At 63.4% G+C, this 16487-nt stretch carries 12 protein-coding genes; 6 read left to right on the plus strand and 6 right to left on the minus strand.

Annotated elements, in window-relative coordinates; genetic code table 11:
* Positions 1-205: 205 nt before the first annotated feature.
* The 3 genes from VT84_RS04595 (at position 206) to VT84_RS04605 (ending at position 3957) form a co-directional block, all read left to right on the plus strand.
* Positions 206-1585: a DUF1501 domain-containing protein gene (locus VT84_RS04595; protein WP_082838686.1), complete on the plus strand. Its 1380-nt coding sequence runs from the start codon at positions 206-208 to the stop codon at positions 1583-1585.
* Between the two features lie 73 nt (positions 1586-1658).
* Positions 1659-3014 carry an AAA family ATPase gene (locus VT84_RS04600; RefSeq protein WP_052553003.1) on the plus strand — a complete coding sequence of 452 codons (1356 nt, stop codon included), beginning with the start codon at positions 1659-1661 and terminating at the stop codon, positions 3012-3014.
* Positions 3015-3069: 55 nt separating this feature from the next.
* Entirely contained in the window at positions 3070-3957 is an 888-nt protein-coding gene (locus VT84_RS04605; RefSeq protein ID WP_082838687.1) for a TolB family protein, read from the plus strand.
* Positions 3958-4029: 72 nt separating this feature from the next.
* Here VT84_RS04605 and VT84_RS04610 read toward each other — a convergent pair whose 3' ends face one another.
* From VT84_RS04610 to VT84_RS04620, 3 genes are all read right to left on the minus strand, one after another.
* Positions 4030-4845: an efflux RND transporter periplasmic adaptor subunit gene (locus tag VT84_RS04610; protein ID WP_052553001.1), complete on the minus strand. Its 816-nt coding sequence runs from the start codon at positions 4843-4845 to the stop codon at positions 4030-4032.
* Positions 4846-5000: 155 nt separating this feature from the next.
* Complete coding sequence (locus VT84_RS04615; protein WP_052553000.1) at positions 5001-5537, minus strand: hypothetical protein; 537 nt, start codon at positions 5535-5537, stop codon at positions 5001-5003.
* Positions 5538-5891: 354 nt separating this feature from the next.
* Positions 5892-6854: a DUF1559 domain-containing protein gene (locus tag VT84_RS04620; protein WP_052552999.1), complete on the minus strand. Its 963-nt coding sequence runs from the start codon at positions 6852-6854 to the stop codon at positions 5892-5894.
* Positions 6855-7677: 823 nt separating this feature from the next.
* On the opposite strand from VT84_RS04620, the gene VT84_RS04625 reads away from it, so the two are divergent.
* The gene (locus VT84_RS04625; protein WP_052552998.1) at positions 7678-8799 is read left to right on the plus strand and encodes a TIGR02996 domain-containing protein; all 1122 of its coding nucleotides are present in this window, start codon (positions 7678-7680) and stop codon (positions 8797-8799) included.
* Positions 8800-8874: 75 nt separating this feature from the next.
* On the opposite strand, the gene VT84_RS04630 is transcribed toward VT84_RS04625, so the two are convergent.
* The 3 genes from VT84_RS04630 to VT84_RS04645 form a co-directional block, all read right to left on the minus strand.
* Complete coding sequence (locus tag VT84_RS04630) at positions 8875-9507, minus strand: hypothetical protein (RefSeq protein WP_052552996.1); 633 nt, start codon at positions 9505-9507, stop codon at positions 8875-8877.
* Between the two features lie 1236 nt (positions 9508-10743).
* Complete coding sequence (locus VT84_RS04640) at positions 10744-13083, minus strand: DUF11 domain-containing protein (protein ID WP_082838689.1); 2340 nt, start codon at positions 13081-13083, stop codon at positions 10744-10746.
* Between the two features lie 230 nt (positions 13084-13313).
* Positions 13314-14045: a Bax inhibitor-1 family protein gene (locus VT84_RS04645; protein WP_082838690.1), complete on the minus strand. Its 732-nt coding sequence runs from the start codon at positions 14043-14045 to the stop codon at positions 13314-13316.
* A 683-nt stretch (positions 14046-14728) separates the two neighbouring features.
* On the opposite strand from VT84_RS04645, the gene VT84_RS04650 reads away from it, so the two are divergent.
* Together VT84_RS04650 and VT84_RS39440 are read left to right on the plus strand one after the other, a co-directional pair.
* The gene (locus VT84_RS04650; RefSeq protein ID WP_157469191.1) at positions 14729-15217 is read left to right on the plus strand and encodes a hypothetical protein; all 489 of its coding nucleotides are present in this window, start codon (positions 14729-14731) and stop codon (positions 15215-15217) included.
* A 410-nt stretch (positions 15218-15627) separates the two neighbouring features.
* Positions 15628-15942, plus strand: a complete 315-nt coding sequence (locus tag VT84_RS39440) for a PilZ domain-containing protein (protein ID WP_255359532.1) — start codon at positions 15628-15630, stop codon at positions 15940-15942.
* Positions 15943-16487 lie beyond the last annotated feature (545 nt).

Consider the following 16487-nt stretch of genomic DNA (forward strand, 5'->3'; position numbering starts at 1 on the left):
TAATGTGTAGAAGTGGGCAGATGTGGCCCCACCCGTTCGTTAACACTCGCGGTTCGCTAAGAAAGCTCCGGGCGAACCGCTCGTGTCAACGAGCGGGTGGAGCTACGTGACTACGAGAACGATACGGCCCCGGAGCGTTCCGCTTCCGGCTTGTGTCTCCGCGTGCGGCTCCCGATAATGGGGACACCCGCGGAGGTCTCCCCCCATGCTGCTGGTCGGTCGTCGAACTACGCGCACGTGCGCCGGGCTGAACCGGCGCGCGTTCCTTCAGGTCGGTGCGTCGTCCGTTCTGGGTCTGGCGCTCGCGGACCTGTTGCGCGCTCGCGCGGCGGGGGCCGGTGAGGGGGCCAAGGCGAAGGCCGTTATCCTCCTGTGGCTCTGGGGCGGGCCGAGCCAACTCGACACGTTCGACCCCAAACCGAACGCCTCACTCGACTACCGTGGACCGTTCGGCACGATTCAAACGAAGATCCCTGGCGTCCGGTTCTGCGAACTGTTCCCCAAACTCGCGCACCTCACCGACAAGCTCTCTGTCATCCGCACCCTCACCACACAGTCGAACGACCACGGCATCGCGGGCACCATCGGGCTGACCGGCAGCGCTGCGGGCGGCACCGGACTAGACGGCAAGCCGCTGCAAGGCTCCCCGCGCCCCGCGCTCGGCTCGGTCGTCGCGAAGGCGCTCAGCGGGGCCAAATCAACGGGCGCGATCCACCCGTTCTTCGTGATTGGCGGGAAACTGCACCAGGGCAAGAAGGCGATCATCGGTGAGGGGGGCGGGCCGCTCGGCGGCGGGTACGACCCGTTCCGCCTAGAATACGACCCCGCGACCGGCACGAAGATTCCTGCGTTACAACTGCCGAGCGACCTCACCCCGGAGCGCGTGGCCGATCGGCAGAAGCTCCTCTCTGCGCTCGGCAGCGCGGACCGGCGCGTCAGTCACCTCAGTTCGGTGGGGGCGATTGACGAGTACCACGCGCGGGCGCTGGGCATGTTGACTTCGCGCACCGCGGCCGACGGGTTCGATCTGTCGAAGGAGCGCGACGCGACGAAGGACGCCTACGGGCGCACGCGGTTCGGCCAGTCGTGTCTGCTCGCGCGCCGGCTGGTCGAGGCCGGGGTGCCGTTCGTACAGGTGAACTGGAGCGACCACGTCGAGGCCGAAGAGGATGCGGGCGACGGCGGGTGGGACCACCACTACCGCAACTTCCAGATCATGCAGGACCGGCACGCCCCCTGGCTCGACCAGTCGATGGCCGCGCTGCTCACCGACCTCCACGAGCGCCGGCTGCTCGACAGCACGCTGGTGCTCGCCGTGGGCGAGTTCGGGCGCGAGCCGCGGGTGAACGACAAGGCCGGGCGCGACCACTGGCCCGGGTGCTACAGCGCGCTCGTTGCCGGCGGCGGGGTGCGCGGCGGGCGGTTCGTGGGGACCAGCGACGCCCGCGCCGCGAAGCCGGCCGATTCGCCGCTCTCGCCCGTCGACCTGAACGCGACCGTGCTGAACCAGATCGGCCTGACGAGCGAACAGATTACGGGACTCGGACTCACCCCGGTGGGCCGCGTCATCGAAGAGTTGTTCTGACCGCGAACCGCTCCCGCACCCGCGGCGTCTGTTCGGCGAGTCTGCCCCGCCCCCAAACTCGCAAAGGCCCGCGATGGCGAAGAAGACCAAAGCCACCAAAAAGAAGAAATCGGCGCAGAAGCCGGCCCTGTTCACCCGGCTCCGCAAGCACTTCGGTACCGATCCCGCCAAACTGCCCGTCATCGAACAAACGTTCCAGAGCTACGACCGCGCGAACCTGCACCTCACGATCGAAGAGCTACTCGCGGGCGCGGACCCGGCGCTCGTCGGGGTCGTGCTGCCCAATCTGTACTCCGGCGTGTCGCTCGCCAGACTCGCGCGTCCCACGACCGGGAAAGAGTACGAAGAGGGGCCGGTCGAATTCGTCGACGTCCAACTCGCCAACGATCAGCGGCTCGCGTGCGTGAAACAAGGGTTGTACACGTTCCGCGACGACGGGCACCCGGTCGCGCTGCTCCTCACGGAAGAAGACCGGCGAGCGTTCCGCGATAGGGGGCTTCAGGTTGAGGTGATGGCCCCCGACCGCGAGGCGGCGGAGCGGTTCTCGCGCAAACTCGTGAAGGGCGTGCGCCAAGGCGCCGCGTTCCGGGGAAAGGTGCTCTCGGTCGAAGAGGGGTGCTTGGGTGGCACCACGGTCCGGTTCCACAAGTTGCCCGACGTGAACCGCGAGAGCCTGATCCTCCCCGAAGAACTGCTGACCCGGATCGAGCGGCAAACGATGGGGTTGAGCAAGCACGCCGCGAAGCTCAAGGCCGCGGGCCGGCACCTGAAGCGCGGCATCCTGATGCACGGCAAACCGGGCACGGGTAAGACGCTCTCCGCGATGTACCTCGCGGCGCAAATGAAGGGCCGCACGGTGCTGGTGCTCACGGGCGGGGCGGTCGGGTCCATTGAAACCGCGTGCGCCCTGGCCCGGCTGCTCGAACCGGCGACTATCGTGCTCGAAGACGTGGACCTCATCGGTACCGAGCGCGAGCAGCAGTCGGTCGGTGCGAACGCGCTGCTCTTCGAGTTACTTAACCAGATGGACGGCCTCGGCGAAGACGCGGACATCCTCTTCATCCTCACCACGAACCGCCCGGACTTCCTCGAACCGGCGCTGGCCGCGCGCCCCGGGCGCATCGACCTGGCCATCGAAGTCCCGCTCCCCGACGAAACGTGCCGGCGCCGGCTGTTCGACCTCTACAGCCGCGGGCTGAAACTCGAACTCACCGATCTGGACGTGTGGGTGCGCCGAACGAACGGTGTGAGCGCCGCGTTCATCCGCGAGTTGCTCCGCAAGGCAGCGGTGCTCGCGGCCGAAGCCGACGGGACCGGCCCCGAACTCGTCGTCACCGACCAGCAGTTCGAGGAAGCGATTGCCGAGCTCCTCGTCGCGGGCGGCCCGATGACGCGCGCGCTGCTCGGCTTCGCGAGCGGCACCGCGTAGGTGAGAAGTAAAAACGGTTCACCGCAGAGGGCGCGGAGAGCGCAGAGGAGAAAACATGAAGCGGTCCGTACTGCACAGTTTTGTCATTGTTCTGCTCTGTCTGCCTCTCTGTGCCCTCCGCGCTGTCGGTGGTGAAAATGCTCCCGTTCGCCTCACCAACGACGGCAGCTTCAAACAAAACCTTCAGTGGTCGCCGGACGGCAAAACGCTCCTGTTCACGCGCATCCACCAGGGCAAGATGGCGCTGTGGGTGATGCCCGCGGACGGAGGGGAACTCAAGCGCCTGCTGCCGAACCACGCCGAACCGCACTTTGATGGGCACTTTTCGCCCGATGGGAAGCGGATCGTTTACGTGTACGATAAGCTCGAAGGGACCGACGGCAAGTTGCGCATCAACGTGTGCGCGGCGGACGGTAGCGAAGACCAGGTACTCATTCCGCACAAAGCGTTCGAGGAGTCGCCGCGGTTCAGTCCGAACGGCAAGAAGGTGCTGTGGGTGTCGACGCGGAACAAGAACCCCGACCTGTTTACCGTGGACGCGGACGGCAAGAACGAAACGCGACTCACGAACGACCCGGCCTACGACCTCCACCCCGCGTGGAACGCGGACGGGACCAAGATCGCGTTCGCGAGCGGGCGCAGCGGGAAGCAGAAGATCCACGTCATGAACGCGGACGGGAGCGGCCAGACGCGCATCACGGACGGCGAGTTCCTCGATGCGTGGCCCGTTTGGGAACCAGAGGGCAAGCGGATCGCGTTCGCGTCCAACCGCTCCGGGAATTCGGACATCTGGCTAATGACAGAGGACGGCAAGGAACTGACGAACCTGACGGAACACAAGGCGCAAGACACCGCCCCCGCGTGGCACCCCAAGGGAAAGAAGCTCGCGTTCGTTTCCACGCGCGACGGCGGTAGCGACATCTACGTGATCGACGTCAAATAACCGCACGGGCAACCTGTGAGGTCCGCGCGGTTCTGATCCGGAGTTGCGCAGTGGCAGGTAGAATCGCTTCGTCTATTTGGTAGGCGGGATGAGCCGAACGCGAGCGGACATTCCGGGCGAGAAAAGCTCCTTCGGATTCGAGATCGTGGCCCGGAACCGCGCAGTCCCCGTCTTCGGATCGACCTCCGGCGCGATCAGGTCCAGCTTCGCCTCGTGGGGGAAGCCCTTATCGCCCGCGAACCCGACCGCCACGCTCAATTTACTCGGCTCGGCCTGCCCGTCGCGGCGCAGTTGCAAAAGGATGGACTCGGGCACGTTGAATGTGACGTACATTGGGTCGGTGGCCACGACGGTCAGGATGTGCGTCTGGTCGGCGGTGACGAGGCCGCCCTCGGTGGCCGGAATGCGGCTCACCCGGCCGCTGAACGGAGCGGTGACTCGCGTCCACGACAGGGTCAGTTCGGCCCGCTCCACTTCCACCTTCGCCACGATGAGTGCGGCCGTCGCTTCGGCCTCTGCCGCCGCGTTCAGGCCCAGTTCGTCCGGGCTGATTACCTTGTTCTCCAGCAACCTCTTGGCATTAGCGGCCGCAATCTTAGCCATCTGTAATTTGGCCTCGGCGACCTTCAGGCGCGCCTGGGCTGCGTTCAGGGCCAGTCGGTACGGTCGTGAATCAATCTCGGCCAGCAGATCCCCCTTCCCGATCGGATCTCCTTCCCGAACCGCGACCCGGGTGAGGTGCCCCGTCACCTGCGCCCGCACCTCGGCAGTAGCGGTCTGCGTCCGGCCCGTGAACGCCCACTCCTTCGGAGGATCATCTGCACGCACAACGGCGGACGGGAGCGCCAGCGCCAATCCCGTAACCAGAACGCACATCGCAGCTCGCATGTGGAGAGTCTCCGGGCACGGCGGGTGAGTCCAGTATCTGCCGACCCAGCGGAATTGTCCAGCTTTCGTTTGCTCGTGATTGAGGCCGGGGTTGCCTTCTGCTAATGGAAACGTGATAGAGCACCATCGCACCCGGCAGTAACTGGTTCGGCACCTCACGAGCGACCGAGTAACAACCGGGGCGAGCCTTTGCGCACGGCCCACCACTCACCGTTGGTGTCGCAGATGATCCCACCGCAAACGTCAGCCAGGTACTCGGCCACCTGCCCCGCGATGACCAGCCCCATGTCTTCGAGATGAACCAATCCCAACTCCACGGCCGCTACTTCGACCACTCCCAACAGAGCCTTTCGGACAGCCGTCGCCCCTCGCCCCGACCGGCCCGCGAGATGTTCGTCCCGCGCCTCCGCCAGTTCCTGCTGTACCCGCTCTTGGTCGGCCCACCGGTACACGTCCAGCGGTCGGCCCCGCGCCGGCCGGTAGCGGACCCGGAACCACTCCCCGAGGTTACCAGCAGATGACCCGACGCGCAGGGCGGACGCTGCTCGCTCGACGACCGCTTCGTCCTCGATCCCGAATGTCTCGGCGAGGATGTACCAATCCACCTTCGGCCCCCGCAGATAGGCCGAGACGTCGGCAAGTGTGACGTGCTGGAGTGGCTTCGGACTGTACACGGTAAACCAAGCCGACATCCTGCGCCCTCGTGACCAATGAAGATCACTGGCCGCAACGACCGCGAGAGTTCGCACTCATGAAAAGTGCCGGTGCCGCAGCGAGTGATGAACCTCTTATCCCTCAATCGTGAGGGGCTTGCAAGTTGTCACGGCGGGCGGACACGTTTCTGCTCGACGGGAAGTACAGAACTTTCAGATGTGGGAATTGTGCGAGGTGCTGCAAAGGTCTGTTTGCTCATGAGCCGGGTCAGAAACCCGCGGGATCGTTCCCACGAGCCTCCGACCCGGCCCACAAAGACCACGCATGACGTTAACGAAGCGAACGGCCGGCTACAGAAGACGCCCCAAACGAGACATCTCGCACGCGATACCTTACCAGTTCGACGAGAGCACGTTGCCGTCATACGGGTCGCAAACGAACGTCCACGTCTGGTTGCTGACGCTGGACGACACGCCGCGCACGCTGCCGTCGCACATGGCGACGCTCATCGTGCCGGACGACATGCCCTGCGGCACCATGTCGTTGGCGATGTTGTTGGCCGGCTTGCTCTGGAACGGGAACGGTTGGGCCGGGGCCGAGAAGTATTGCGGGAGGAACACGACCTGGGACGGGGTCGCGCCGGTCGGGAACCAGAGGTGCTGGCCGTACACGTGCGTGAGTGTAGCTTGCGCCGCGGCACCGGCCACGCCGCTGTACGTGACGGTCCCGCTGCCCGTCGTGGTCACCGCGTACCGCTCCGCGAACAGAAGGGTGTTCGAGGTGCCGTCGCCCGGGGAGTTCATGCTGTACAGCTTCGCCGTGTACGACGGAGTACCCGTGTTAACGACCGGGGCGACGCCGAGCGGATTCACGATCCCCAGCACCAGCCCGTTGCCCGAGTAGCTGGTGAGCGGTTGCCCGCTGACGAACGAGGCATCGTTCGGGGCCATGAAGGTCTTGATGACCGTGGTCGTTGCGGCGTTCTTGGAGGCGTTATCCTGCTCGATGTAGGGCAGGATGTGCCACGTCCACGGCCGCACGGGGTCGCCGGTGCTCGTGGTGGGGCGCTGACCGCCCCAACCGGCGCAGAACTGGTCGGACTGGTTACCCGCGAGGTTGTGCATCGCGAGGCCCATTTGCTTCAAGTTGTTTTGGCTGCTCATACGGGCCGCGGCGTCGCGGACCTTCTGGACCGCGGGGAGCAGCAACCCGATCAGGATCGCGATGATCGCGATCACCACCAACAGTTCAATCAGCGTGAACGCGGTGCGCTTCCTTTGTGGGGCGCGAGTGGTTGTGTGGGTGTGACGAGGGGCAGAAAACGGTGACAGGGATGCGATCGCACCAACCGGCATTGTGAACCTCTTAGAACGTGAGCGGAAAAGACCGGACACCGCCCTTGGGTGGCGGTGCGAGGACGTGACGAAACCGGGGAGAAGTTTGTCGCGGGCTAGAAGGGGATACGCAATCACCGTACCGCGCTTACAAAGTAAGCGAACGTGACGCACAATTTCGGCGGCTCTAACGGGAATTTTTCGTGAATAATTCTTCTTTCGCCCTCTCGATTTTCATATTCGAGGTAGCCACGTCTTGCCCGAATTAGGAGCTAACCAACAGCCGAATGTGCTCGCATCTTGTGCTTTGCAGGATGTTAACAAAGATTATCATAGTATAATAAGGTGCGCGAGTGACCGATACGTGCGCCCGGGCGCCATTGCTACGCACTCTAATACGAGGCTCTGCACCGTGAATACGCAGGCGACAGCACAAAAATGAGAACGAATCGCGGAGGTTGTGCACCTTCGGCAACGGGCAAGTATGACGGGTGCCATCACACGTGCGGCTCTCTCCTCTGCCGAGGCATAAAAGACAATCAAAACGAGTCTAGCAAGACACGAGTTGCCACATTGGAACGTCGCTTCCCTACAGGCGGGGCATCAGCGCGCTGGCGCGGATGAGCCGGGCCGATACTTTTGCGCATTGCGAGTTCGATCGCCGGGTTCGCGCGAGTACAATCCGTATTTGGTAGCCGAGTCGGGGTGAGTGATGCAGATTATTCAGGCGTAATGCGAAATGACGGCCCGCGACCGCGAAGTGAGCCTTAAGGTCGCCTACGGTTCGCAACGGGACGAAGTGAGCGGGCCGTTTCTCGTCGCGCGTTGAGGGAGCCGTTCGAGCATGTCTCTGAGCGACCGCGAATCGCTGCTCGCCGCCATCACCGCGAACCCGGAGGAGGACATCCCGCGCCTCATGCTCGCGGACTGGCTGAAGGACAACGGCGCGCCGGACCGCGGGGAGTTCATCCGCCTGCAAGTGGAGGCCGCACAGCAGGAGGCGTTCAGCCCCCGGGCGCGGGAACTGGAAGCCGCGTCCCAGAAGTTGCTGGACCGCTACAGCGGAGAATGGACCCGGGCGCTCTCGGAACGCATCATCGGCCACCGGTTCGCGCGCGGGTTCATCGAGCACGTGGGTGTGAACGCGGCCACGTTCGTGCAAAGTGCCCCGGCGCTGTTCGCCACCGCGCCGATTCGCTCCCTTCTCGTGGAGCGGTTCGCGCGAATGGTGGACCCCGTTTCACTTGAGCCACTGTTCAACTCCCCTCAAATGACGCGGGTGAGGAAGCTCGATTTCAGTAAACTCGGGCAGCATCCGGATTACTTCGATCAACTAGCCGCGTGCCGGCACTTGGACCAACTGACCGATCTGAACTTGCGATACAATCCGGTGCCCGTTCCCTGGCTTCGGGCACTTCTCGCAGGATCGGCGTTCCCGGCACTGACGGGACTCGATCTCGCCGACAATGTGCACCTTTCCCGCGTACTGGCCGAAGCGCTCCCGTGCGCCGATCACCGACGATTCACTCGGATCGACGTGAGTTTTATCGTGTTTCAATCGGATCAGATCCAGAAGGTTCTTGCGAGCAAGTGCCTGCGTGCGGTCGAGGAGTTGAGATGTGCGTGGCGCCGGGAGTTGAGCGGCCCCGGTCCGTTGACCCGTTTGGACCTGGGTTGGACCGTTCCGTGGGACCGGCTCCGAGTGCTCGACCTCGACGGACAGGGCGTGAGCGACGCGGGTGTGGGGGAGATCATCGCGGGCACGAGTCGGCGCCCGACCCCGTCGCCGCTCCGGTGGTTGAGGCTAGCGAACAACGGCCTGACCGCGAGCGCGGTCCACGACTTGGTCGATTCGGACCCGGCGCGGCTGAAGTTGTACTACCTCGATCTGCGGAACAACTTCCTGAGCGATTCGCACCGCACCGCGCTGAAGGGCCGGTTCCCGGAAGCGGAAGTGCTTGTATGAAACATTTCCACTCAAAAGCAGAACCCCCGGGCGATGGCGCCCAGGGGTTCGGTGGTAGCACAGCGCGATCCGACGTTAGGCAACGACCGGGGTGCTCTTGCGACGCAGGGCGCGGCGGAGGCCGAGCAGCGGCAGGCCGAGGCCCGCGAGGACCAGGGTGGCCGGTTCCGGGCTGCCCACTACCGTGCCTTCACCTTTCGGCACAAAGGTGTTGGTGATGTTGTTGTCGGTGGCCCCGGTCTTGACTTGCGGGTTCGTCGCGGTGAAGAAGCTCTCCGTGGTCTCTTGATACAGCGAGGTCGCGGAGAAATTGCCCAAACCAAGCGCACCCGCCGGGATGGTCGGTCCGTTGTAGGTGAACGTCAGGTTCGCGATGTTCGGGTCGTCCTGCGGGTTCAGCCGGTCCGGGGTCGGGCCGACGTTCGAGGTGCTGACCGTCCAGTACTGCGCGAAGGTGTCGTCGGGCGAGGTGCCCGACACGCTCGCGGACCCGGCCTGGTACCCAGCGAAGTCGTAGATGGTGAAGTAGTTGCCGGCTTGCAGCTTCATGTCGGTGGGGAGCACCACCGAGTACGTCCAGCGGAAGTTTCCGGCTTCCGGCTGAACGGTGACCGAAACGGGCAGGAGCCCGGCGCTGGCGGTCCCGGTGCTGACCACGATCGCGACGGCCGCGGTGAACAGGCGGGTGATCCAGGTTCGACGAATCATGCGGTAACCCTCCGTGATAGGCGATGTCTCGACGGTCCGACGCGGTCGTTCTTGACCGTTTGGGGCAGGGTCGGTGCTCCGGTCCGAATCCGGAGCCAACCCCGTCGGTTCGTTCGGGCGGCATCTTTAAGCGAACTGCGGAAACGTGTCAACCGCAGGTGATGCGAGGGCGGTACCGCGGAATTCCTTGTGTTTTGTGACCAAACTGCGGGATACGAAGGAGAAATGTAGGCCCAAAAATGAGTAAATTGGAGTTAAAGACCGCCAATCAGAGGCGTTTCCCAACTCCGACCAACTGCGTCACCCGCACGGGTGTCTGGCACTCATCCCACTAATACCCGGGCGACCAAACGGTTCGGTGCGATACAATTCAACACCGGCCCGAATCCCGACCGACCAGCACACCACATCCCAAACAACTGGGCCACCACTCAAGTCAATGGTGACCGTCGAGGCGGTCGTTGCGTCGGATTTACGGCGGCTGAATATCGCAAATCGGCGACGAGGTGGCGTGAACAGCGATCGGGCCGTGGCAAGGAGTTTTGTCGCGTAACCGGGCGGAGGAGGAATGAACTCGTAGCGAACGTCTTTCACGACGTAGTACACCGCCGCGAGGCCCGACGCCGGTTCTGAGTGACAGTGCACAGAGGTCGCGTTGTCCCTGACGGCTATCAGCAGCACGTAAATCCAAAACCTTCGCAGCTCTTTTGACAGTTCAACGGCGTCGGCCGGAAAGTGAACGACCGCGTTGCCTTGGTCGTCAGCGGGCCACGATTCGTGGGGACCAATCAGGTCCAAGACGTGAAGAGTGACCGCGGCCACTTCAATCTCCGCAACGGGCTTACGGGGAGATTTTCAACCTGTCGTGTGCAATTGTGGCAAATTGACGCTGGAAAAAGAAGTGGGGCACGGGATTCGGTCGGGGGACTCGCATACCCCGACTATTCCCGTGCCCGTGTTTGGAGTGATGTCTTTCTTGAGTCGGGACTCGCATACCGACTCGACACAGAATAAAGCACGCGCGGTGCCAATCGCGGCACGCTCCGCACGTCTACTTTGTTAAGTCCTTATTTCTGAACGACTTGAGGGTCGGGAAAATAATTTAGCAATCTTCTCGGGGCAATACGGGACCGTGCCGGAGGGGTAATTCGCGCTGTTTCAATACAGGTGCTGTGCGATCCTGCAAAACACCTGCGTTGCGAAATCCACCAAGCACTCCCGAACGCGGTCGCGTCGCTATTTCGCGGTGACGCGGATGGACTGCTCTTCCTTCAGCGGGTTGCGGAGGTGAGCAGCCTTCACTTCCGCGGTGAATCGGGCGTCTCCCGTCTGAGTGGCGTCGACATCCACGTTAAAGGTGAGCGTTTGCCCCGGTTGCAGTTCTTCCACCGTTGGGAACACGACGCGGCCGGTGCTGTCGATGCGCCCTTCGGACGGCCCGGAGCCGCGGGCCGGCTTCAGTTCTGGCGGAGCGAGGGCAGCAACGGCGATGTTGCGAGCGGAAACGGTGCCCTGGTTCTTCACGCGGATCTGGAACCGAATGCGTTTGCCCACTTCTGTCAGTCCGGGTGGTGTGGCGAGTTCGAGCGAAAGGGCCGGCGTGCCGATCACAGCGAGCGGCGTTTCTGCCCGACCTTCGACCGGCGTACCCACCGACTTGCCGTTATTCGTCGCATCGGCGACCACGGAGACGATCACACCGGCTTGCGAGACGAGTTTGATCGCGTCGCCTTCGATCTTGAATGACTTTTGAGCGCCCGAGGCCAGTTCTGCCAGTTTCCACTCCACCGAGTTGGCCCCGATGCTCCCGCCGTCGGCCGCGCTGACTTTCACTTCGGGCGGAAGCGTGGCTCGCACCACGGCGTTCGATACAGGAGCGTCGCCACGATTAGCTACTGTCAGGGACCAAGCTACCTGCTGGTTCAGGTACGCGACTTTCGGCCCGGTGACCGTGACCGCGAGTTCAGCTTTGCGCACCTCGACCGAGAGCGCGTCGGCCGAAGCGGAGAGGTTGCCGTCGCCGGTGGCGTTGGCGCGAATGCCGTACCTACCGGTGGTTTTGGCGACGAGCGGCAGGTCGAGTGTCTTCGTTTGCCCGGGCGCCAGCGTGCCGGCGCTAAGCTCGACCGGGCTGCGTGCCGTGCCCGCGAGCAAGCCCTCATCGAACCGCGCCCACACACTCACGTTCTCGGCCGTTGTCGCACCGCTATTCGTGACCGCAATGCGCCCCGGGATGCGCTCGCCGGCGAGCGCGATCGGCGGCACTTCGAGCACCAGTTGCAGTTTCCCCTGCTCGATGCGCGTCGCGGCGCTCGTGTTCGCCGTCATCCCGTCGGCGGTGGTGGCGTCCGCGGTGATCGTGACTTGCCCCACCTTCGCGGGCTTCACCTGGAGCACGATCGACTGTTTGCCCTTACCGTTCACGGGCGGGAGGTCGAAGATCAGACCGCCCTTTTCGTCCTGGCGAACGGGCGGCGGCTCGCTGCGCGAAAACGTCGCCCCGTCAGAAAGCGTCACCCGCACGCGCGTGTCCCGGCTGTCCACACCGGCGATGTTGTCGAGCGCTACCGTGACCGGGAACGCACCCATCGCACTCGCAACGGGCGGGGCGTCCACGTGGAGTTTCACCTCGGCCGTCGCCCATTCGACGACCGTTTCGCGCCGACCGACGACCGTACCGGGGCCGACGCCGTTCTCGGGCGGCTTCACGACCTCGACCGCGACGCGCGTCTTGCCCGCCTTCGGGTCGCGCTGAACGAGGCGCACGGCCGCTTCGCCGTTGGTATCGGTGAACGCTTCGGCTTCCTTCCCGCCGCTACCGGACAGGCTCGCAGTGGTGTCGTCCCCGGTCTTCGACACGAGAACAGCGGGCGGGCCGCCGATCACGCGGTACCGCACGCGGAAGTTACCTCCGGCGTCTGCCGAGGTGGGGTTGATGCTGGTCGCGAGCGTGGTTTCGCCCCCGATGCGCACGGTCGCGGTCTCGGGAAACTTGAACCGCGAATCGCCCCACATCACTTTCGTGACGACGCGCCCGTTGTCCCAGTTGAAGACCTCCGGCGCGTAAGCAGTTACGACCGTTTCGCCCGGAATCGCCGAGCTGATGACGACGAACGTTTGCCCCGGTTCGACGGCTACGTCGTCCTTCGGGTCGTCGTTGCCGCGCGTGATGTTCTTCGGCACGTAAGACGTGTACGTGACCGCGTACTTGTTATCGACCTTGTACCCGCGCCCGGCGAAGAACCCGGACTCGTCCGCTTCGACGATGTTCCCCGGCCCCTCGATCATCCACTCCACGCGCCGGTCGCGGCGCGGCACGCCTTCCTTGTCGTACACGGTGGCGACGAGCACGATCTGCGAGCCGAGCGGCGCGGTCGCGTTGCCGCTGGGTTTGATTTCGAGGCGGCACGCCTTCGGGTCGAAGTCGCGGAAGTAGCCGAACCCGCGGGGCTTCGCGTGCGTCTGCTCGACCCGCCCGGGCGGGAGCCAGTACGGGAACGTGGCGGGGTTGTACGAGCACCCGCCGATACCCGCGACCGCAGCGACGAGAACCAGAGCGGCGAGGCGTGCGAACATCGGTGCGAAACCCTCCGCGCAGGGGCTCAGGCGCGTGGGGAGATACGCAGAGTTTGAAAGAAGTGCAAGGTGGGTCTGTTGTGGTCCGGTGTTCAAAGGAAGAGCCGCGGATAACGCAGATCACGCGGATCAGACAGAAGTGTTTTAGCCCCGGTAGGGGCGGCAGAGAGTAGCCAGGGGTGAAGCGCGAGCGCAACCCCTGGCTTGATGAAACTACAACGACCGGGCCACTAATCGTCGTTGCTCACGCTCATGAAGATGCGGAGCACGTACCAGAACAGCAGGGCCACGGACGCGAACAGTTGCAGCGCGGCCGACACGTGCTGGTCGGTGCTGTAGTGGTGCATGATGTTCGACGTGTCGTAGATGATGAACCCGCACGCCAGCGCCACCATCAGCGCCGCGAACCCCAAGCCCAGGCTGACCCCGCCGATCACCGCGGCGATGACCAACCCCGTCCCCAGAAGCGCCCCGACCCACAGGATCGGCCCGAGGAACGAGAAGTCCTTGCCCGAGGTAAACACGGCCACGGTCAGCCCGCCGAAGGCGGCGAGCGTCACGATTCCAGCCTGGAGCGGGAGGTCTTTGCCCGCGTACTGCGGGGCCTGTGTCGCGACGATCAGGATGGGCAGGAAGATGATGACTTCGAGCAGCACGTACAGCGTGAGGCCGGCGTACTGCATGCCCACCGATTGGCGCGACCGGGCCATCATCTGCGCCCCGATGCCGCCCACGACGAACAGCACCATAAGCCCGATCCACGCGCCCTTACCGCCGCCCATGAAGAGCGTCCGGACCAGGTCCATCCCGAGGCCGGACGTGAGCAGGAGCGCCTCGATCCCGACGAACGCGAGGACCGCACCGGCGAGGTGCGCGTAGGTCCGGCGGATGAACGCGACGCGGGCGCTCGGCGGCGCCGAGGCAACGATTTCGCCGTGGTAGCCGTCAATCAGGTAACTCATGTTCCCCTCAATGAGTTAAGTGTCTTAAATCGTCTATGCTGTTGATTCGTCTTCGTGTGCTGGTTGCCGCAATTGATTGTATCCCGGCCGCGCCCGTCGTGCGAATCAGTTCCCGACCGTTGCGGGAAACGGCTGACAATTGCTAACGTCCTTTGCCCGCAGTTCGGGCGGCTATTCGCACAAAATTCCAGCAAAATAGCCCAAAACGGCCCCACTAACATCCGCTAACATTTTCCGGAGCGGCCCGTTTGCTTCGGCCCACTCGGGAGCGTGGCCACGAACACGGTGCACAAGCAATCGCCGGTAAATAACTGCCGGAAAGCTACCCATTTTACGCACACCGCGCGCCAGAATACAAGTCGCTCAACGGTGCGATTTACAAGGAGTTGCGTCACGAAAAAGCCGCTCGCGAGTCTCGAAATCCGCGCGATCCGAATTGAACGAGCGCGGTGGTCCACGTAGCAATCGATATTCACCCGTAAACGCACGGTGTGGTGCCTCCCGTTACCACGACAACAGTCCCGGCAGGCAGTGAGGGAGCCGCGATGGAAAACCTGGCCACCGAGTTCGTTGCGCGGCAGCGCGGAGCGGACATTGGTTTGGTGTCAATTCGAGAGCGAGTCTACCGAGGTTGGTTCCTCAAGCCCGGCGTGCCACCGATTGCGTGCGAGCTTTCCGGTTTATTGAGCACCGTATTTCGTCCGGTGCCGGGCGTAAAAGGCGCACTTGTATGGAGAACGATTAGTTTCCCCGGACAACTCCTCCGCGCAGAAGACACGGATGAACTCAGCGACGGCTTCGTAGTCGCTGCGAGCGACGCCCCGCGGTGCGACGAGTGGTGGGTTGATCTTTTGTTCGCATCGGAATCCGCGCTCCCCTGGTTCCTGAGCCCGGAGGACGAGACGGTCTACGAAGTGGAGGGCAAACACGAGCGGCTGAGCGCACTGCGGAACGCGCGACTGGAACCGGCCGTCTGGTACCCCGTGGAGTTGTTTGACAGCACGATTTTTTATGGGCACGGCGTGTTCCGGATCGAAGCATCTCAAGCCCCCGGCCCGGGGCAATTGCGTTACGTCACCCCGGCACCCGAATCGACCGACTGGCCCGAACTCGAGATGCGCAGGCACGGAAGACGTTGCGGGCGCATCGTTAACAAGCGGCGCCGTCATTGAAGTTTCCCGGGAACGGATTCGGCATTCCTTGCTCCTACTATACTTGTGGCTGAGATTCGCTGACTTGGGGGCGAGCCGGTGCGCGTCGAGAACGATCGCACGCCCATCTGAAACGGACGATTCAGATGGCCACGGGCGCCCGGCCTATGTCAGTGCTGATGTCAGATGAGCGCGCCAGTAGCCGAATTCTGGCTGACGTGCGGACGTAAGGTGCGAGGGACGCTCGTTCAACGCCCCAACCCGGTACGGAAAGGAAAACGTAACTGATCGCTTTCAGCCCTGCTTTCATCTGGCAGGGCGTTTTTCTTGTCAGGACAACCGAATTTCGCCCCGATCTCATTTTTAACCCGACCTCGGAACGAGTCGTGCTCTACAGTTTGCATGCCCGTCACTCCGTGGAGACGTACTGCGTGTCTGTCCAGAACCGGCGAGGGTCTGTTCGCTTCGTGCCCGCTACTTCCACGTCCTGCTACACTGAGTCCGGCGGTGAGGGGGTGCTGTGGGACATCTCCGCCACGGGCCTGAGCATGCTGGTCGATACGCCCCCGCTGCTCGGGGTGACGCTGACGGTGGAGGTGACGTCCTCGTGGCGCGTACTGACCGTCAAGGCTCAAGTGGCTCACGTTAAGCAGGTGGCGGCCGGGGATTACTTCGTCGGGATGGAGTTCGCTTCTCCGCTCGCGCTGGAAGAGATCGAACCGTTCATCACTCCGACGACCGTGTAAATTTTATACAGTTGGGCCGCCACCTTTCCGGCCGTCATGTGCCATCGGACGTGTCATTGTCCCCGACGTTCGGCCGGGATTCGCTGACTTGGGGGCGATCAAATCGATGCGCGTTGAGGACGATCGCTCGCCCGTCTGAAACGGACGTTTCAGACGGGCGAGCGATCGTCCTGCCTATCTCAGTGCTGATGTCAGACGAGCGTGCCAGTAGCCGCTATGCAGACCTCGAATAACCACATCGGACATACCCCGTAACCAAAGCGGGCGAGCAGCTCGCGATCCCCAGAGCGAATTGAGTTTGTCCACGGTTGTCCATAGTGCAAAGATGCGCTATGGACAGCGCAAGTCGTTGTGGCGCAAGGGGCGGTCACACTGGTCATAGTGGTCACACCGTTCCTATTTGCTGAAACACTCCGCGACCTACCCGTCTGCTCACTAAAGTACACAATCGATCCCGATCTAATCTGGCAAACACAACATTACCGACGATTATCCAGTCGGCACCACCTCGTTGCGCACGAGCGAATTCCAAAATGCCGTGACCA

The sequence above is a fragment of the Gemmata sp. SH-PL17 genome, from assembly GCF_001610855.1.
GTDB classification, from domain to species: domain Bacteria; phylum Planctomycetota; class Planctomycetia; order Gemmatales; family Gemmataceae; genus Gemmata; species Gemmata massiliana.